General features: G+C 58.9%; 16 protein-coding genes. 7 read left to right on the top strand and 9 right to left on the bottom strand.

The annotated features are described in order from the left end of the window. Positions 1-32 precede the first annotated feature (32 nt). The 3 genes from NQ491_RS02455 to NQ491_RS02445 all read left to right on the top strand — a co-directional run bounded on the left by NQ491_RS02455 (position 33) and on the right by NQ491_RS02445 (position 3,200). A complete protein-coding gene (locus tag NQ491_RS02455; RefSeq protein WP_019244923.1) occupies positions 33-2,261 on the top strand; it encodes a RelA/SpoT family protein in 2,229 nt (742 codons plus the stop codon). Between the two features lie 6 nt (positions 2,262-2,267). Next, positions 2,268-2,774, top strand: coding sequence for a hypothetical protein (locus NQ491_RS02450; protein ID WP_019244924.1), 507 nt, complete (start codon positions 2,268-2,270; stop codon positions 2,772-2,774). A 153-nt stretch (positions 2,775-2,927) separates the two neighbouring features. Next, on the top strand, positions 2,928-3,200 hold the full coding sequence (locus NQ491_RS02445; RefSeq protein WP_232423178.1) for a hypothetical protein: 273 nt from the start codon (positions 2,928-2,930) through the stop codon (positions 3,198-3,200). 254 nt (positions 3,201-3,454) lie between these two features. Here the strand turns inward: NQ491_RS02445 and NQ491_RS02440 are convergent, their stop codons facing one another. From NQ491_RS02440 to uvrA, 3 genes are read right to left on the bottom strand one after another with little or no spacing between them, the layout of a single operon-like run. Further along, positions 3,455-4,084: an O-methyltransferase gene (locus tag NQ491_RS02440; protein ID WP_026089498.1), complete on the bottom strand. Its 630-nt coding sequence runs from the start codon at positions 4,082-4,084 to the stop codon at positions 3,455-3,457. Positions 4,085-4,086: 2 nt separating this feature from the next. After that, positions 4,087-5,307 carry a M16 family metallopeptidase gene (locus NQ491_RS02435; RefSeq protein WP_019244928.1) on the bottom strand — a complete coding sequence of 407 codons (1,221 nt, stop codon included), beginning with the start codon at positions 5,305-5,307 and terminating at the stop codon, positions 4,087-4,089. A gap of 24 nt (positions 5,308-5,331) precedes the next feature. Continuing rightward, complete coding sequence (gene uvrA, locus NQ491_RS02430) at positions 5,332-8,151, bottom strand: excinuclease ABC subunit UvrA (RefSeq protein ID WP_019244929.1); 2,820 nt, start codon at positions 8,149-8,151, stop codon at positions 5,332-5,334. A 716-nt stretch (positions 8,152-8,867) separates the two neighbouring features. Here uvrA and NQ491_RS02425 point away from each other — a divergent pair. Next, positions 8,868-9,821 carry a manganese catalase family protein gene (locus NQ491_RS02425; protein ID WP_019244931.1) on the top strand — a complete coding sequence of 318 codons (954 nt, stop codon included), beginning with the start codon at positions 8,868-8,870 and terminating at the stop codon, positions 9,819-9,821. 393 nt (positions 9,822-10,214) lie between these two features. Here NQ491_RS02425 and pyrI read toward each other — a convergent pair whose 3' ends face one another. The 6 genes from pyrI to NQ491_RS02395 all read right to left on the bottom strand — a co-directional run bounded on the left by pyrI (position 10,215) and on the right by NQ491_RS02395 (position 15,221). Further along, on the bottom strand, positions 10,215-10,685 hold the full coding sequence (gene pyrI, locus NQ491_RS02420; protein ID WP_019244933.1) for an aspartate carbamoyltransferase regulatory subunit: 471 nt from the start codon (positions 10,683-10,685) through the stop codon (positions 10,215-10,217). A gap of 31 nt (positions 10,686-10,716) precedes the next feature. Next, positions 10,717-11,628: an aspartate carbamoyltransferase gene (gene pyrB / locus NQ491_RS02415; protein WP_019244934.1), complete on the bottom strand. Its 912-nt coding sequence runs from the start codon at positions 11,626-11,628 to the stop codon at positions 10,717-10,719. Between the two features lie 137 nt (positions 11,629-11,765). Continuing rightward, complete coding sequence (locus NQ491_RS02410) at positions 11,766-12,383, bottom strand: IMPACT family protein (protein WP_019244935.1); 618 nt, start codon at positions 12,381-12,383, stop codon at positions 11,766-11,768. Between the two features lie 5 nt (positions 12,384-12,388). Continuing rightward, positions 12,389-13,753, bottom strand: coding sequence for a signal peptidase I (gene lepB / locus NQ491_RS02405; protein WP_019244936.1), 1,365 nt, complete (start codon positions 13,751-13,753; stop codon positions 12,389-12,391). Between the two features lie 97 nt (positions 13,754-13,850). Beyond that, positions 13,851-14,570, bottom strand: coding sequence for a 4-hydroxy-tetrahydrodipicolinate reductase (gene dapB / locus NQ491_RS02400; protein ID WP_019244937.1), 720 nt, complete (start codon positions 14,568-14,570; stop codon positions 13,851-13,853). Between the two features lie 303 nt (positions 14,571-14,873). Continuing rightward, positions 14,874-15,221, bottom strand: coding sequence for a winged helix-turn-helix transcriptional regulator (locus tag NQ491_RS02395; RefSeq protein ID WP_019244938.1), 348 nt, complete (start codon positions 15,219-15,221; stop codon positions 14,874-14,876). A gap of 168 nt (positions 15,222-15,389) precedes the next feature. Here NQ491_RS02395 and NQ491_RS02390 point away from each other — a divergent pair, with 168 nt between their 5' ends. The 3 genes from NQ491_RS02390 to galK all read left to right on the top strand — a co-directional run bounded on the left by NQ491_RS02390 (position 15,390) and on the right by galK (position 17,968). Further along, positions 15,390-15,920 carry a DJ-1/PfpI family protein gene (locus tag NQ491_RS02390; RefSeq protein WP_019244939.1) on the top strand — a complete coding sequence of 177 codons (531 nt, stop codon included), beginning with the start codon at positions 15,390-15,392 and terminating at the stop codon, positions 15,918-15,920. A gap of 131 nt (positions 15,921-16,051) precedes the next feature. Further along, positions 16,052-16,810 carry a tRNA pseudouridine(38-40) synthase TruA gene (gene truA / locus NQ491_RS02385; RefSeq protein WP_019244940.1) on the top strand — a complete coding sequence of 253 codons (759 nt, stop codon included), beginning with the start codon at positions 16,052-16,054 and terminating at the stop codon, positions 16,808-16,810. A gap of 12 nt (positions 16,811-16,822) precedes the next feature. Continuing rightward, positions 16,823-17,968, top strand: a complete 1,146-nt coding sequence (gene galK / locus NQ491_RS02380; protein ID WP_019244941.1) for a galactokinase — start codon at positions 16,823-16,825, stop codon at positions 17,966-17,968. The last annotated feature ends 115 nt before the right edge of the window (positions 17,969-18,083 follow it).

The following is an 18,083-nucleotide window of genomic DNA, read 5'->3' as shown; positions in this document are numbered from 1 at the left end:
GAACGGGCGATTGTTGATATAAAAGGGCGTGAATGGGATATTCTGACGAAGACGAGCGTATCATAGGCGAGCAGTTCGACAAGCTGATGTCTTCCTGCTCGAAGATATGCAAGAACGACTACGACACGGATTTGATCAAGCGGGCTTTTTTTCTGGCGAAGGAAGCCCACGAGGGCGTGCGCCGTCGCTCGGGGGAGCCCTATATCCTGCATCCGCTGGCCGTCGCTCGGATCGTCGTGGACGAGATCGGGCTCGGAGTCAAGTCGGTCGTCGCCGCGCTGCTGCACGACGTAGTCGAGGATACCGACTATACGGTAGAGGATATCGAGAGCCGTTTCGGCCCGAAGATCGCGTTGATGGTCGACGGACTGACCAAGATGTCGGGGGTTTTCAAGACCAGCGCGTCGGAACAGGCCGAGAATTTCCGCAAGGTGCTGCTTACGCTCTCCGACGACGTACGCGTGATTCTGATCAAGATCGCCGACCGGCTGCACAACATGCGAACGCTCGGCTCGATGCCGCCTCACAAACAGATGAAGATCACCAGCGAGACGATCTATCTGTTCGCACCCCTGGCCTATCGTCTCGGTCTGTTCGCGATCAAGAGCGAGTTGGAGGATCTGACGCTGAAGTACCGCTTTCCGGAAGATTACCGTCAGATCGAGAACAAGATACGGGAAACGGAAGCCAAGCGGTCGCGTTTCATCGAGAAGTTCAACGCCCCGATCATCGAGAAGCTTCGGGCGAACGACATCGATTTCGAGATATCGGGCCGCGTCAAGTCGATCTACTCGATCTGGTCGAAGATGCAGCGCAAGCACATTCCGTTCGAGGAGATCTACGATATATTCGCGATCCGTATCGTGTTCAAGCCCTCTCCGCTGATTCCCGAGAAATCGCAGTGCTGGCACATCTATTCGCTCGTGACGGACATCTACAAGCCGAAGCCCGACCGTATCCGCGACTGGGTCAACATTCCGAAGGCGAACGGGTACGAGGCGCTCCACTCGACGGTCATGGGGCCCGACGGTATTTGGGCCGAGGTGCAGATCCGCTCGCAGCGCATGGAGGAGATCGCCGAGCGGGGATTCGCCGCGCACTGGAAGTACAAGTCCGACACGCTGTCGAAGGAGGAAGGAGAGTTCGACCGCTGGATGAAGCAGGTCCGCGAGGCGCTGAACAGTCCGACGGAGGATGCCGTCGAGTTTTTGGACAATTTCAAGCTTAGTCTCTACACGTCCGAGATCGTCGTGTTCACGCCCAAGGGCGACTCGCGCACGTTGCCTCAGGGGGCTACGGCGCTCGATTTCGCCTACGACATTCACTCGAAGATCGGTCACAGCGCCATGGGGGCCAAGATCAACCATAAGATCGAGTCCATTTTCGCGCCGATCAGCAGCGGCGACCAGATCGAGATCATCACTTCGAAAAACGTTTCGCCCAAGCCCGAGTGGCTCGAGCACGTCATTACGACGAAGGCCAAGCAGGCGATCATGAACCGCCTGAAGAAAGACAAGCTGAACAACATCGCCAACGGAATCGTGCTGTTCGAGGCGCGCCTGAAGGATTTCGGGGTGACGCCGAGCGCCCGCGTGTTCCGCAAGGTGCTGCCGGCCTACGAATGCGCGAACAAGGACGAGTTTTACAGCAAGCTCGGTGCGGGAATCGTCCGCTTGGACAATCTGGGCAAGGTGCTCCGCGAAAATTCGGCCAGCAAAATACTGAAATTCTGGTCGTTGCAGATACCCAATCCCTTCAAGTTTCTGGGCGGGGACGACAAGAAAAAGAATCGGAAAGCGACCGCTTTGCCCGATGGGGACGACCCCGAGGCCCCGCAGTTCGTAATCGCTCCGTGCTGCAATCCGATACCGGGCGACGAGGTAGTCGGCTACGACAATCCGGATACGCACAAGATCGACGTTCATAAGAAGAGCTGCAACGAACTGATCAAGCTGGCGGCGCAGCACGGCAACAACCTGACTCCGGTCAAATGGTCGAGTCACAAGGCGATGTCGTACCTGTCGGTGCTGGAGTTGCGCGGCATCGACCGGATCGGTATCCTGATGGAGCTTTCGCAGGTCGTGGCCGGCGAACTGAACACCAATATCCGCGAGTTGCATATTCAGAGCCATGACGGGATTTTCGAGGGTCGTGTCAGTTTGTATGTCAAGAACATTCAGGACCTGAAAGTCATCATGGAAAAAGTGGGCAAGATCCGCGGGATCGAAAAAGTCAACCGTGTGGAGAACAATCAAGAATAGCGCGCTATGGAAACTCTGATCACACTGATAATCGTCGTTGTCGCGGCCCTTCTCTCAAAGAAAAAGAAAGACCGGGGGGCGGCTTTGCCCGAGGAGAAGACTACCCTGCCCTCCTCGCCTTGGGACGATCTGATCCGGGAGATACAATCGGGCCGGAGCGACGCTTCCCCGAAGGGAGGCGAAGCTGCGTCCGGCGGCGATCGCGGAGAATATGCCGCCGAGGTTCCGGCGGAGCCGGCGACCGAAGCGGCGGCTCCCGCCTATTATTCTTACGACGAACAGGCGATCGACGAGCTGGACGGAAATCGCACGGACGTTCCTTTTTCCTATGACGAGCAGTCGCTTGCCGACCGGACGGCCGCTCCCGTGGCCGCTCCGGTTCTTTCCGGTGCGGGCGGTTCCGAGGAGTCGGAAAAGCCGGCGCCGGCGCGCGGAATTTTCGCGGACGGATTCGATCCGAAGATGGCCGTGCTGTACGCCGAAGTGATGCGTCCCAAGTTTCAGGAGTATTGAGGGTATCTTCGCTGCTGAGAAAATCGGCGTCCGAGACGATGTTTTTCTTTGAATGTAGCGGCCGTTGTCTTGTTCTCGTCGTGCGCCACGGTTTTTTGCGGTTCTCGGGCCAAGGTCACGTTCGATACGAACGTTCCCGTTGAATCGGCGACATTGACTATCGACGGCAAAAAACACCAAGTGAACGCTTTCCCCTATGAAACGAGAGTAAAGCGGGGATTTACGGATACGGAAGTCAAAGTCGAATCGGAGGGATACGATCCTGTGCGCTTTACGATCTTCAAAACGTTCAACGCCGTTTCCGTCATCAATCTGTTCGATTTGCTCGGATGGGGAATCGATGCCGCTACGGGAGCTATGAAGAAACCCGATCAAAGAGCGTATGAGATCATGTTCGCGAAACCGAAAGCAAATGCGACCGAATAGAACGGAGCCCGATTTCGGATCGGACGGTCGTCTCCCCGGCTCTTCCCCCCGATTGTCTGAGAAGCGCGACGATCGATTCGGAGCGATACGAGGCCGGAAAGCGGTTTTCTCTGCATGGACGGGTTCCCTTTTTAACGCTTTGTTCTTGGATTCCGCAAATGAGCTCGTTCGAGGGCGCGTCGTCGTGGCTGGCGTCCCGATAAACCGGAGCGAACCGGGGATCAAGGACATGCGGTAAGGCAATGCCCGTCTTTTTACTTAACCCGGATCAGGTTCAGCCCGTCGCGGATCGGCAGGATGACGTTTTCGACCCGGTCGTCCGCCGCAACCAGGTCGTTGAATTCCTGAATCGCTTTCGTGTGGCGGTCGTTGTGCGCGGCGGGTTCCGTTACCTTGCCGTACCACAGGATGTTGTCGGCCAGCAGATAGCTTCCGCTGCGGACGAGCGTCCGCATGGCCATCCGGTAGTAGTCCGGATATTCGCGCTTGTCTCCGTCGATAAAGATCAGGTCGAATAGGCCGAGCGCCGGAGCCAGATCGAGCGCCGAGCCGATATGTGCGAAAATCCGGTCGCCGAGGCCGCTGCGGGCGAAATACCGCGCGGCGATCGCTTCCAGCTCGTCGTCCACTTCGATCGTATGCAGCTCGCCGCCGACAGGCAGGCCCCGGGCCATGCAAATGGCCGAGTAGCCGGTGAACGTGCCGATTTCGAGTATGCGTTTGGGCGCGAGCATCCGCACGAGCATTTCGAGCAGCCGGCCCTGCATGTGTCCCGAGAGCATGCGCGGCTGTACGACGCTCAGGTGCGTCTCGCGGTCGAGTTCCCTCAGAAGCTCGTCCTCGGGCGTGATGTGCGCCTCGATATATCGTTCCAGATCGTTCATCGTCATTTGTACAGCAGCATCGACAGATTCCGCTCGGAGAATATCTCCTCGGCTACCTCGGCGATCTGCGCGGCGGTGATCGAGCGGATTTTGGCATGCAGCTCGTCCAGACCGTCCACGCTGTCGTAGATCAGGCAGCTGCGGGCCGCACTGAGCATGTAGCTCTCGTTGCTTTCCATGGCCAGGGTGATCTGACCGATGTATTGCTTTTTCGCTATACCGAGCTGCCGCTCCTTCAGTTCGCCCCGGCATATGCGCTCCAGTTCGTGCCGAACGATCGAGAGACATTCGTCCGTCCGATCCTTGTCCGTGCCGAAATAGATCGTCGCTATGCCGGTGTCGCTCAGCGGCGTGAAGCTTGATTCGATGCTGTACGACAGTCCGTTGCGCTCGCGGACGGCCAGGTTCAGTAACGAATTGGCCGACGGCCCTCCGAGCAGATTGCTCAACAGAGACAGCGCGACGCGCCGGTCGTCCCGGAGGCTGTAGGCCCGGCCGCCGAGCAGGCAGTGGGCTTGGTGACAGTTGCGGTGCAGCGTTTTCGAGAAAGGTTCGTACGGGGCGGTCCGTTCGCGCGAGAACGTTCGCGCCGAAGCCGTTTGCGAGGCGAAATATCGGTCGCATATTTCGCGGAAGCGCTTGGGCGATACGTTTCCGATCACCGAGAAGACCATCTGGTCCGTGTTGTATGTTCTCGCCACGAAGCGCTTCAAGTCGTCGCGCGTGTATTTCATCAGCGAGGCTTTGCTGCCCAGTATGTTGTGTCCCAAGGACGAGCCCTTGAACACGAGGTCCTCGAAATCGTCGAAAATGCGTTCCGAGGGCGAGTCCTTGTAGGAGTTGATCTCGTCGACGATGATGTCCTTCTCCTTTTCCAGCTCCTTGGCCGGGAATGTGGAGTGGAAGACGATGTCCGCGATCAGCTCGGCCGCTTTGGACAGGTCGGCCCGCAGCGTCGTCGTATGGATCACGGTTTCCTCCTTGGTCGTGTAGGCGTTCAGCTCGCCTCCGAGGTTTTCGAGGCGGCAGTTGATATGATACGCGCGCCGTCGCTCGGTCCCCTTGAAGAAAGCGTGTTCGAGCAAATGAGCCATGCCGTGTTCGGCAGGCTGTTCGTCGCGGCTTCCGGTGCCGACCGTCAGCGCGCAATGGACTGCCGCCGAGCGGACCTGCTTGTGAATGCAGCGAATGCCGTTGCGGAGCGTATATCGGGTAAATTCCATCGGAACGGGTTTGAGCGGAGGCCGTTACCGGCCGGTTTTGCGGGTCAAAGATAGGTATTTTCCCGTATAACTCTGCGGGCAGCGGGCCAGTTCGTCGGGCGTTCCCTCGAAAACGAGCCGCCCTCCCCTTTCGCCCGCTTCCGGGCCGAGGTCGATCACCCAGTCGGCGCATTTGATGACGTCCATGTTGTGCTCGACGATCACGACGGTATGCCCCTTGGCAAGCAGCGCGTCGAACGAATCGAGCAGCTTGCGGATGTCGTGGAAGTGGAGTCCGGTCGTCGGCTCGTCGAACAGGAACAGAATCGGGTCCGGCGCGTTTTCCTTCGTCAGGAACGATGCGAGCTTGACCCGCTGGCTTTCGCCTCCCGACAGCGTGGACGACGACTGCCCGAGCTTGATGTAGCCCAGTCCCACGTCCTGCAGCGTTCTGAGCTTCTCGATGATCCGGCGGTTGACCGGATCTTCGTTCTGATGCGCGGCGAACAGCTCGATCGCCGCGTCGACGGTCAGCTCCAGTATGTCGTAGATCGAGTAGCCGTGGTAGCGCACTTCCAGAATTTCGTCCTTGAAGCGTTTGCCTCCGCAGCTCTCGCACGTGAGTTCGACGTCGGCCATGAACTGCATGCCGACCTTGATGACTCCTTCGCCCTGACACTCTTCGCAGCGGCCGCCGGCTATGTTGAACGAGAAATGCGATGCGGTCAGGTTGTTGTGACGGGCGTACGGCTGGTCGGCAAACAGCTTGCGGATATCGTCGTATGCCTTGATGTAGGTGACCGGATTCGAGCGAGACGACTTGCCGATCGGGTTCTGGTCGACGATCTCGATCGACTTGATCTGGTTCAGATCGCCGCCGAGCCGCTCGAAGCTGCCGGGCTTGCTTCCCGTATCGTACAGGACACGGCGGACGGCCGGGTAGAGGATGTCGCGTACGAGCGACGACTTGCCGCTGCCGCTGACTCCCGTTACGCAGGTCATCACGCCGAGCGGAAATTTGACGTCGATTCCCTTCAGGTTGTTCTCTCTGGCGCCGACGACTTCGATGTATCGGTTCCACGGCCGGACGCGCCGGGGCGGGTCGATCCGCTCGCGGCCGGTCAGGTAGCGGGCAGTCAGGCTGCGTTCGCTTTTCAGCAACTCGTCGATGCCGCCGCAGAACATCACCTCGCCGCCCTGATAGCCGGCCAGCGGCCCGATGTCGACGATCGTGTCGGCTGCCCGGATGATCTCCTCTTCATGCTCGACGACGATCACCGTGTTGCCCAGATCGCGCAGCTTTTTCAGCACGCCGATCAGCCGTGCCGTGTCCCTCGGATGCAGTCCGATGCTCGGCTCGTCGAGAATGTAGAGCGATCCGACCAGGCTGCTGCCCAGCGACGTGGCCAGATTGATCCGCTGGCTCTCGCCTCCGGACAGCGTCGAGGAGAGCCGGTCGAGCGTCAGGTAACCGAGACCCACCTCGTTGAGGTACTGCAGCCGGTTGCGGATTTCGGTCAGCACGCGCCGGGCCGTCTCGCCGTCCCGTTCGTCGAGCTGCAATCCGTCGAAAAAGGATGCGAGCTCTTCGACCGGCATGGTAACCAGTTCGGCGATGTTCTTGCCCCCTACCCGCACGTACAGCGCTTCCTTGCGGAGCCGCGTTCCCTCGCAGTCGGGGCAGACGGTTTTTCCGGTGTAGCGCGACAGCATGACGCGGTACTGTATCTTGTAGCGTTCGCTTTCGAGGTATTTGAAGAACTCGTCCAGTCCGTGAAAATGCTCGTTCCCTTTCCACAGCAGATGCCGCTGCTGGCGCGTGAGCTCGTAGAACGGCCGGTGGACGGGGAAGTCGAATTTCGGGGCGTTCAGAATCAGCTGCTCCTTCCACCATTTCATCGTTTCGCCCCGCCAGCAGGCGATAGCGTCCTGATAGATGCTTTTGGTCTTGTCGGGCACGACCAGGTCCTCGTCGATGCCGATCACTTTGCCGTAACCTTCGCACCGGGGGCAGGCTCCCACCGGATTGTTGAAACTGAACATATGCTCGGTCGGCTGCTCGAACGCGATGCCGTCCAGCTCGAAACGCGACGAGAAACGCTCGACGCGATCTGCCCCCTCTTGCAGGACGACGATCTCGCAGATGCCGTCTCCGTGCCGAAACGCGTTCTCGACCGAGTCTCCCAACCGGCTCAGCGTTTCCTCGTCGGACGTAGCCCGGGCCCGGTCGACGACGATGGCCAGATCGTCTCGTCCGGCGTAGTCGTCCGCGCGGGGGATCATCTCCTCGATGAAAAGCGTTTCGCCTCGGGTATAGATACGCTGCATTCCCTCGCCGACGAGCAGCGTCAGCTTCTCGATCAGCCCCTGCCCTTCGGCCAGCTTCAGCGGAGCCGTTACCAGTATGCGTGTCCGTTCGGGCAGCGAGGCGATCCGGTTCACGACGTCGGCCACCGTGTAGCGGCGGACCTCCCGGCCCGATACGGGCGAATAGGTGCGTCCGATGCGCGCGAAGAGCAGTTTCAGGTAGTCGTAGATTTCGGTCGACGTGCCGACGGTCGAGCGCGGATTCCGCGTGTTGACCTTCTGCTCGATCGCGATGGCCGGAGCGATTCCGGTAATCAGGTCGACGTCGGGCTTGTTGATCTTGCCCAGAAACTGGCGGGCGTAGGCCGACAGGCTTTCGACGTAGCGTCGCTGGCCCTCGGCGAAGATGGTGTCGAACGCGAGCGTCGACTTGCCCGAGCCCGACAGTCCGGTTACGACGACCAGTTGGTTATGGGGTATCTTGACCTCTATGTTCTTGAGATTATGTACCCGGGCGCCTTTGACGTGGATGTATTTCCGTTCTTTCGAGTCGTTCATGCCTCAATTCCAAATAGACCGCTAAAGATAACGAATTTCTCTCAAAACTATTATCCGCGCACGGAGCGTTTCGACAAACGACCGGTCCGTTTACGGACGCCTCCGTAGTCGGCGCGGCCGGACCGGTCGTCGCTTCCTTGGCCGAACTTCCGGTTCCGGACATGAAACCGTTCCGGCGTCCGGCTGCTCGCCCCGCCTGTCCGGAGTGCAAAAAGACGGGAATATGGATGGCCTGTCAATCGGCGTAGGCTGTTCGGATTCGTGTTCGTGCTGTTCGGGCACGGGTTGGCCGCATGTATTCGGGCCGTTTTCATTTTTGAAAGAGTCCGGTGCGTCGGTTCCGAGGGCTTGACTATAACCGGAGTGCTTATTCCGGCTCCGATTCGTTCCGGACGGCATGCGGATTTCGGACTGTTTTTCCGGTTCGAAGGCAGCAGGCTGTTTCTCATTCCGTTAGCGTTGCGTTTCTGTACGGCTCTATTCGGTCATGCGATTTATCGGTTTGGCAGACGATTTGCGATTTGCGGAGTATCGGGAAATTCCGATCGATGCATTGTCCGGCCGTTGAAAGCAGAATCGAAACGTTGATTATGCGGGAGATAGGCGTCTGTATGCCGGATACGTATCGGGTGGTGCCGGTCGGGCGAAGCAGGATTTTTTATACGGTTTGTTCAGGTTGATAATCAATATAATAAAAACCTTTAAAAGTACAGCTTATGTTTCATCATGTCAAAGAACTTCAGTTCAATGCGCGCGTTTCGAAGCCCGATCCGCGCTTTGCCCGCCTGCTGCTCGAGCAGTTCGGCGGAGGTAACGGAGAGTTGAAAGCCTCCATGCAATATTTCGTTCAGGCTTTCGCGTGCCGGAATCCCTATCCCGACAAGTACGATATGCTGATGGATATCGCGACCGAGGAACTGGGACATCTGGAGATCGTCGGGGCTACGATTCAGATGCTGTTGTCGGGAATCAACGGCGAGTTGAAGGACGCGGCCGACAGGGCCGATTTTGCCCGGATGTTCGGCAGCAAGGGCAATCGGGAGGAATTTATCCATGAGGCGACGCTGAATCCGCAGTTCGGCGTGCTGACCGGAGGCGGTCCGCGCCTCACCGACAGCAACGGCGTACCCTGGCAGGGCTCGTACGTCAATGCGAACGGCGATCTGACGGTCGATCTGCGTTCGGACATCGCTGCCGAGTCGCGCGCCAAGATCGTTTACGAATACCTGATGCAGTTTACCGAGGATCCGTATGTGCTCGAGACGCTGAACTTTCTGATGACCCGCGAGGTAGCCCATTTCCAGCAGTTCGAGGCGGCGCTCGACACGATCCGGCCGAATTTTCCTCCCGGCGTGCTTCAGAGCGATCCGCGTTACAGCAACCTCTATTACAATATGTCCGAGGGCGAGGATAGCCGCGGGCCGTGGAACGAGGGCAAGAGCGTCGGCTTCAATGAGACATGGCAGTATGTCGATGACCCGAAGCGGCAGGTCGACCGGACGAACGGGCTGCTCGATACGGAGCCGACCGGAACCGATCGCACGCTGGCGTCTGTCGAGAAGGCCGACAAGCAACTCGGCAAGAAACGTAGCGCAGAGATCGATTCGGCGACGCCCCTCGAGGATATTCAGTGGAGCCGCTATGCCGAAATGGCCGAAGAGATCGGCTGACGGCATGGAATCGATTGTCTCTGACGGTTTCGGGACCGTGAAAAGGAGATCGGTTAAAACGAAATGATAATCGTCTAGCCCGAATTCCGATCGGCGACACAGTAACCGTCCCGCACATTAATGTGCGGGACGGTTTTTTCGGGGATCGTCCCGGAGAAGCCGGCGCTCGAAATTTTCGGTCGGAGAACGTTCGTTCCCTCCTACGAAAATGCGGTTTCTTTAATGCGGCTTCTTTCTTGTTCCGTCCGTTCTTCCGATATTGCACTGCCGGCAGGCTGGTGGCAGCGCATCGCTTCGGCTGGTATCGCCGGACCGGATAACGGAAAACCGGCAAAGGAACGTTAGCTCGGAATTTCCTGCGGGCGGTATTTTCCGGAGAAACGGCCGGGCGGCTTATTTCAGAATCTCGATCTGCTGCCGGTGCGTGATCTTTTCGCAATATTTGCAGCGAAGGGCGATCTGCTCTCCTTCCCGGATCACGGTGAACGAGGTCTCGACCGGCTCGTTGTTCGTGATGCATTTCGGATTGACGCAGCGCACGAAACCCCGGACCGTCTCGGGTATCGTCACGTTGCGCTTTTCGGTGACCCTGAAATTCTCGATGATGTTGACCTTGGCCATAGGTGCGACGATCGCGATGCGGTTCAGCTCATCCTGCTTGCAGAAGCGGTCGTTGATCTTGATGATCGCTTTCGAGCCCATCCGCTTGCTCTCGAGGTTCGTTCCGAACGTGATCCGGTGCGTATCGTGCTCCAGATCGAGAATCTTGATGATTTTGAACAGGCAGTCGGACGGGATATGGTCGATGACCGTGCCGTTCTCGATGGCCCTGACTTCCAGTTTTCCTTCCGTGTGATCGGTCATGGTATGGCGTGTGTTGTGCGGTTTGTTCCGTTTATTCGGCGACGCCCAGCAGGTAGCTGATGATGGCCATGCGGGTGTATACGCCGTTTTCGGTCTGTTGGAAATAGTAGGCTTTGGGGTTGCGGTCGACGTCCGGGTCGATCTCTCCCACCCTCGGCAACGGATGCAGGATGCGCATATTGGGCTTGGTGCGTTCGAGCATGCTGTTCCTCAGAACGTAGACGTTCTTGACCCGCTCGTATTCCATCGGGTCGGAGAACCGCTCGCGCTGAACCCGCGTCATGTAGACGATGTCGGCCGAGTCGATCGCTTCTTCCATGTTGCGCGTTTCGGTGTACGGAATGCCTTTTTCGTCGAGAAACAGCTTGTACTCGTCCGGCATCTTCAGTTCGTCGGGTGCGACGAACGTGAACGTCGGGTTGAAAAACGACATCGCCTGCAGCAGCGAGTGAACGGTCCGGCCGTATTTCAGGTCTCCGACCATGGCGATATGGAGGCCGTCGAGCGTGCCCTGCGTCTTCTGGATCGAATAGAGGTCGAGCAACGTTTGGCTCGGGTGCTGGTTGGCCCCGTCGCCGGCGTTGACTACCGGAACCTTCGATATCTCGCTCGCGTAGCGGGCCGCTCCCTCGATCGAGTGGCGCATGACGATCAGGTCGCAATAGTTCGATATGACCATGATCGTGTCATGGAAGGTCTCGCCTTTCGATACGCTCGTGTTGGCGGTCTCGGAGAATCCGATGACCCGTCCCCCGAGGTGATTGATCGCGCTCTCGAAGCTGAGGCGCGTGCGGGTCGAAGGCTCGAAGAAAAGCGAGGCGATTACTTTTCCGGCGAGCACCTGGCGGTGAGGATCGGCCTCGAACCGCGCGGCCAGCTCCATGATCTTCAGAATCTCCTCTTGCGAGAAATCGGTGATCGAGATCAGATTTTTCTTTCCCATATGCAGGTCTTTATAGTAGTCTTTTGTCGAAAGAATCCCCTCTCCCCTGAGGCTGCGCTCCCGTCCGTAAGCGGATATTTCCCTGCCGGGAGCGTATCGGCAATTCCGCTCGTGCGTTTCCGACGCGTCGGTTCCCGTTACACATAGCCTTTCGGATCGATCCGCAAGCCTTCCACGCCCGCGAGCCTTTCTCGGAGCGGTTCCTCGGCGGAGCTCCGGATTGCCAGCGTCATCGTGCAGGCGTTGTCGAACCGCTGCGCAAGCACTTGCGGCTGCATTTCCTTGACGATCCGCATCACGTCGTTCAGCACCAGATAGCCGAAGCCTATTTCCAGCACTGCATCGACCGTCCGCTCGACGACCGATGAGGCGTCCAGCGCGGCGGCGGCCGATTCCCGATAGGCGGCGATCAGGCCCGGTACGCCCAGCTTCGTTCCGCCGAAGTATCGGACGACGACGATCAGCGCGTTGGTCACGTTGCGCGAAAGCATCTGCCCGAGGATCGGCCGGCCGGCCGTCGAGGAGGGCTCGCCGTCGTCCACGGCCCGGAAACTGTCGCCCGAAGGACCGAGGCGCCACGCGTAGCAATGGTGCGTAGCGTCGAAGTATTTCTTTCGCAGCGCGTCCACCCGCTCGCGTATCTGCTCCTCGTTCGCTACCGGATAGGCGAAAGCGAGGAACCGGCTGCCTTTGTCCTTATACAGCGCTTCGGCCGGAGCCTCGATCGTCAGGTAGCTGTCGGACGGAGTTTCCATGGACTTTATTTTACGCCCCGGAAAATCCGGTTCCACCGGATGTTCGCGGGGAAGCTCTTTTCCTTGTCCAGCGACAGCCATACGAACGACGGCTTGCCGACGATATGGTCCTCGGGCACGAATCCCCAGTAGCGCGAGTCGAGCGAGTTATGCCGGTTGTCGCCCATCATGAAATAGTAGTCCATGGCGAACGTATAGCTGTCGGCAGGCTCTCCGTTGATCCGTATCTGCCCGTCGGATACTTCCAGCCGGTTGCCCTCGTACGTCTCGATGATGCGGCGGTACAGGGGCAGGTTCGCTTCGGTCAGCGCGACGGTCGCTCCCTTTCGGGGAACCCACAGCGGGCCGAAATTATCGACGTTCCACGGGTACGACTCGCTGTTCGGGAAGATATCGGGATCGGCTCCGGTCGCCTCGTAGCGGACGATTTCCCGCACGTTGCGCAGGCTCCGCAGGCGCTCGACGTTCTCGTCGGTCAGCGGCAGAAAGTAAGTTCCCGCGTCGTACAGTATGTCGCTCTGCGCAATTCCCATTTGGCCGAACAGTTCCGGATTGATCGTCGTGCCGTCGGTCCGCACGTAATAGTTGTACTGCCTGCCGGGTATCTCGCGCTGCGGCTCGCCGTTGACCCATACTTCCGAGTGCTCGATCCGGATCGTGTCGCCGGGCAGAGCGATGCAGCGCTTCACGTAGTTGTCGCGCTTGTCGACCGGACGGTACACGACCTCGGTCCGCTGCAACAGCATGTCGCGTCCGGCTTTCTCGCCGTAGGCCTGCTGAAACTGCCGCAGCAGGTCGTAGTAGCTGGCCGAGGGCTCCATCAGCGCCACCGTGTCGCCGGCCGGAAAATTGAACACGACCGGATCGTTGCGCTTGACGCGCCCCCACCCCGATAGCCGGTGGTAGGGCCACTTGATCCATTCGACGAACGACTTTTTCGTTTGCGACAGAGGCAGCGTGTTGTGTACGAGCGGGAACGACAGCGGCGTATTGGGCATCACCGGACCGTATGCCAGTTTGCTCACGAGCAGATAGTCGCCCACGAGCAGGCTTTTTTCCATCGACGGAGTCGGAATGACGAACATAGCGAACACATAGATGCGGATCAGCGTCGCCACGACCGTAGCGAACACGATCGCCTCGACCCATTCCGATACTTTGCGGTAGGTTCTGTTGGTTTGCTTGCGCTCCTTGTGTTTGCGCCAGAACAGGCGATACATGTATTTCGATATGTAGATGTCGTAGATGACGGCTATGCCCGGCAGCAGCCACGGGTTGCCGGTCCATACGACGAACCACAGCGTGTAAAGGAGCGAAACGACGCCGAACTTGACCCAGCGGTTGCTCCATATTTTCTTCAGTTTGCTCACTTCTATTCTTGTGTGTTTTTATTGGCCCTGCGGCCGTTCGGACGACAAACGGCGTTTCGGTCGGTTTTCGTATCGTTTTTATGGGCTCGGCCGGCTCTTATTCCAGTCCCAGCAGGTCCTTCATCGAGAATATTCCCTTTTTGCCGGCGACGAACTCGGCTGCCATCACTGCGCCCGTAGCGAACCCGCACCGATTTTTCGCGCAGTGCGTGATCGACAGCACGTCCGCTTCCGACTCGTAGGTAACCGTGTGGATGCCCGGCACGACGCTGCGGCGTACGGAAGCGATTTCCAGCGCGTCGGGCTCGGTCGTCGTGCCGCTCGTCCAGCGCGTCTTGCGGTCTATTCGGTCGAGAATATCTCCGGCCAGCGTAATGGCCGTGCCGCTGGGAGCGTCCTTTTTCTGCGTATGGTGCGTTTCTTCGACCGTTACGTCGTAGGCTCCGAAACGATTCATCAGTTCGGCCAGCTTGCGGTTCACCTCGAAGAAGACGTTGACCCCGATGCTGTAGTTCGATGCGTAGAAAAAGGCTCCGCCGTGCTGACGGCACAAGGCTTCCGCCTCGTGGAGCCGCTCGGTCCAGCCCGTCGTGCCGCATACGACCGGTACGCCCGCCTCGAAGCAGATACGCAGGTTGTCGAACGCCGTCGAGGGAGTCGTGAACTCGATCGCCGCGTCGACTCCGTGCAGGTTCTCGGGCGTCAGATCGTCCGTATTGTCCCGGTCGACGATCAGGGCTATGCTGTGGCCGCGCTCGACGAGAATCCGCTCGATCTCGCGTCCCATTTTGCCGTATCCTATCAGTGCAATTTTCATAATCGGCGGTTTTGTCCCTGCAAATTTACACTAATTTTTAAAAGATTCGCTCCGTGCCGGTCGGATAACATGCCGCCTGTGCGGGAAAATCGTCTGACGGCTTCGTTTCGCGATGGAACCTTATGTCGGGTGGAGCGGATGGCCGGTTTGCCATTGCGCGGATCATAGCGGCCCTCAGCGTACTCCGGAACCGGAGCTTTTTCCTCTGTTCGTTTCCGGGCCGATGCCTCGCGGCGATCGGCACGGAAGCGCAAGAACAGGTTTGGACATGGGGCGATTAGGCTACATATGCCGTTACGGGTTCTATGTACGGTTCCGGTCATTCAGAATGCCGTCTTTGTTCGCCAGCGCCCATTCGACCAGTCCCTCAATGTGCGGCATCAGGCTGCGGCCGCGTTCGGTCAGGCGGTATTCTACCTTGGGAGGTACCTGAGCATAAACCTTTCGCTCGAGCATGCCGTCCGTTTCCAGAGAGCGGAGGGTGACCGTCAGCATGCGCTGCGAGATATCGCCGATCGTCCGCTGGATGTCGCTGAAGCGCATGATACCGTTCGCATGCAGGGTGACCAGCACGAGCGTCGTCCATTTGTCGCCCAGTCTGCACAGCACGTCTCTGACCGGACAGACTCCGTCGCGGTGAAAATTTTGCATTTTTTTCGATCTCCGAATGATTTGACAACCAGTAATCGTTACAGCCGTGTAATCGGCTTATTCCGAGGTGCGTTCTTGTATTTGTACCGGAGGAAGCCTACATTTGCCATATACAAATATAACAGACTTACTAATAAGAACTATCGTTTCATTTAAAAAATTATGGTTATGGCGAAGAAAGTAGCTGTCTTGGCCGTCGATCCGGTGAACGGAATGGGCCTTTTCCAGTATTTGGAAGCGTTTTACGAGAACGGAATCCCGTATCGGGTATATGCCGTGGCGGACCGTCGGGAGATCGGAACCAACTCCGGCATACGGCTCACGGCAGACGATACGGTGGCAGCTCTGAAGGGACATGCGGACGATTACGATGCGCTCGTGTTCAGCTGCGGCGATGCCGTGCCCGTGTTCGCCCGGCATGCCGGCGAGCCGTACAATCTCGATCTGATGGAAGTGATCAGGGAGTTCGCCGGTCGGGATAAGATCGTGATCGGCCATTGCGCTGCCGGTATGATGTTCGAGAAGGCGGGCGTAGCGTCGGGCCGTAAGCTTTCCGTGCATCCGCTGGCCAAAGCCGCGATCGTTCAGGGCCAGGCCGTCGACGAGCCTTTCGCCGTCGATGGGAATTTCTGGACGGCTCGTGACGAGGGCACGATCTGGACGATGATGCCCCGGCTGCTCGAAGAATTGAAAAAGTAGCCTTTGCGTATTCGGGGACGAGTCGGATCCCGTCGCTGCGATTTTCGGCAGCGGCGGGATTCGCCGTTTTGGGCGGCAGGGTTTCATTCTCTCGGCGAAAATGCTATCTTTGTTCTCAAACCGATAATAAGGTGCGTTATTTTCTGGAACTTTCCTATTCGGGCAAAGCCTATTGCGGGTGGCAGGTGCAGCCCGGCGATCCGTCCGTGCAGCAGGCCGTGCAGCAGGCGCTCTCCACATTGCTCCGGCACGAGACTCCCGTCGTCGGGGCCGGCCGGACCGATACGGGCGTGCATGCCTCGTTCTATGTGGCCCATTTCGACGCGGAGCGGGCGGTGGACGATCCGGCCCGGTTCTGCTACCATTTGAATGCCGTGCTGCCCGACGACATTGCCGTGAGCGCTCTGAGAAGGGTCCGCGACGACGCGCATGCCCGTTTCGACGCCGTACAGCGCGAGTATAAGTATTACGTCGCGCTGCGCAAAGACCCGTTCCGGCGCGATACGGCCTTCCGCTACGCTTTGCCGCTCGATGCGGAGCGAATGAACGAGGCGGCTGCGTTGCTGATAGGCTGCGGCGACTTTACGAGCTTCGCCAAGCTGCATTCCAACAACAAGACGAACGTGTGCCGCGTCGATCGGGCCCGGTGGGACCGAGAGGACGATCTGCTCGTGTTCACGATTGCTGCCGACCGTTTTCTGCGCAATATGGTGCGGGCCATCGTGGGAACCCTGCTCGACGTCGGGCGCGGCAAGATGAGTCCGGAGGACATGCGGGCCGTAATCGACGGACGGAGCCGTTCCCTGTCCGGATGCTCGGCGCCGGCTCACGGGCTGTTTCTGACGGATGTGAAGTATCCGGACGGGATCTATGTCGACACTACGAACTAAATCATACGACCTATGAAAACCAAGATTCAGGAGAAATTCAAAGCGATGTTCGGCGACGGAGCCTCGCTGTTCGCCTCGCCCGGTCGGGTCAACCTGATCGGCGAGCATACCGATTACAATCTCGGCTTCGTGCTGCCCGGGGCGATCGACAAGGCGATCTACGTGGCCTTGAAACCCAATGACGGTACGGTCTGTCGGGTGCACTCGCTCGATTACGACGAGACGGTCGAACTGGACCTGCACGGCGAAAAACCTTTGCAGCAGTGGGCTTGTTACGTGTACGGCGTGTGCCAGGAGATGGAGAAGCGCGGGGCGCTGATTCTGCCGTTCGACATGGCGTTCGGCGGCGACGTGCCTCTCGGCGCCGGCCTCTCGTCCTCGGCCGCGCTCGAGAGCGCCGTCGGATTCGCGCTCAACGAGACATACGGTCTCGGGTTCGACCGGGAACAACTGGCCAAGATCGGACAGATGACCGAGCATAACTACGTCGGCGTCCGCTGCGGTATCATGGACCAGTTCGCGTCGCTGTTCGGCGAGGCGGGCCATGTGATTCGCCTCGACTGCCGGTCGCTCGAGTACAAGCTCGAACCGTTCGATCCGCAGGGCTGCCGCGTCGTGCTGTTCGACACCCAAGTCAAGCATACGCTCGCCTCGTCGGAGTACAATGTCCGCCGCGCTCAGTGCGAGGCCGGTGTGGCCGTCGTGCTCCGGCATGTGGGAGGCGTCGAATCGCTGCGCGACGTGACGGCCGACATGCTCGATACCTATAAAGGCGAAATGGACGAGGTCGTCTACCGCCGCTGCCGCTATGTCGTCGACGAGAACCAGCGTTTGCTTGATGCCTGCGCGGCGCTCGAGAAAGGCGACTACGTCACGTTCGGACAGAAAATGAACGGATCGCACGAGGGGCTGAGCAGGCAGTACGAGGTGAGCTGCGACGAGCTCGATTTCTTGGCCGATATCGGTCATCGGACCGACGGCGTGCTGGGCGCGCGGATGATGGGCGGCGGTTTCGGCGGCTGCACGATCAATCTGGTTCGCGCCGAGGCTTACGACGGCTATCTGGCCGAGGCTACGGACCGGTTCGCGCATCGTTTCGGGCATGCTCCGCGCGTGATCGAGGTCAACATTTCTCAAGGGGCCCGACGCATCGGGTAGCCTCCGGCGCAAACCGTATCTCAATGGGCCGCCGCCTCGTGAAGGGGCGGCGGTTTGTGTCCGTATGTATCCCAGTGCGCCGACCTTTCCGACCGCGAGTTTCCCGGGAGAAGGA

This window comes from Alistipes ihumii AP11 (genome assembly GCF_025144665.1).
In the GTDB taxonomy this organism is placed as follows: Bacteria; Bacteroidota; Bacteroidia; order Bacteroidales; family Rikenellaceae; genus Alistipes_A; species Alistipes_A ihumii.
The sequence above is the reverse complement of the archived record's forward strand: the minus strand, read 5'-3'. Positions and strand labels throughout refer to the sequence as shown.

Excerpts from the sequence above, each read along its gene's own strand:
- NQ491_RS02455 (WP_019244923.1), top strand. The coding sequence starts at position 33 with ATGGGATATTCTGACGAAGACGAGCGTATCATAGGCGAGCAGTTCGAC.
- NQ491_RS02450 (WP_019244924.1), top strand. The coding sequence starts at position 2,268 with ATGGAAACTCTGATCACACTGATAATCGTCGTTGTCGCGGCCCTTCTC.
- NQ491_RS02440 (WP_026089498.1), bottom strand. The coding sequence starts at position 4,084 with ATGAACGATCTGGAACGATATATCGAGGCGCACATCACGCCCGAGGAC.
- NQ491_RS02435 (WP_019244928.1), bottom strand. The coding sequence starts at position 5,307 with ATGGAATTTACCCGATATACGCTCCGCAACGGCATTCGCTGCATTCAC.
- uvrA (WP_019244929.1), bottom strand. The coding sequence starts at position 8,151 with ATGAACGACTCGAAAGAACGGAAATACATCCACGTCAAAGGCGCCCGG.
- NQ491_RS02425 (WP_019244931.1), top strand. The coding sequence starts at position 8,868 with ATGTTTCATCATGTCAAAGAACTTCAGTTCAATGCGCGCGTTTCGAAG.
- pyrI (WP_019244933.1), bottom strand. The coding sequence starts at position 10,685 with ATGACCGATCACACGGAAGGAAAACTGGAAGTCAGGGCCATCGAGAAC.
- pyrB (WP_019244934.1), bottom strand. The coding sequence starts at position 11,628 with ATGGGAAAGAAAAATCTGATCTCGATCACCGATTTCTCGCAAGAGGAG.
- NQ491_RS02410 (WP_019244935.1), bottom strand. The coding sequence starts at position 12,383 with ATGGAAACTCCGTCCGACAGCTACCTGACGATCGAGGCTCCGGCCGAA.
- dapB (WP_019244937.1), bottom strand. The coding sequence starts at position 14,570 with ATGAAAATTGCACTGATAGGATACGGCAAAATGGGACGCGAGATCGAG.
- NQ491_RS02395 (WP_019244938.1), bottom strand. The coding sequence starts at position 15,221 with ATGCAAAATTTTCACCGCGACGGAGTCTGTCCGGTCAGAGACGTGCTG.
- NQ491_RS02390 (WP_019244939.1), top strand. The coding sequence starts at position 15,390 with ATGGCGAAGAAAGTAGCTGTCTTGGCCGTCGATCCGGTGAACGGAATG.
- galK (WP_019244941.1), top strand. The coding sequence starts at position 16,823 with ATGAAAACCAAGATTCAGGAGAAATTCAAAGCGATGTTCGGCGACGGA.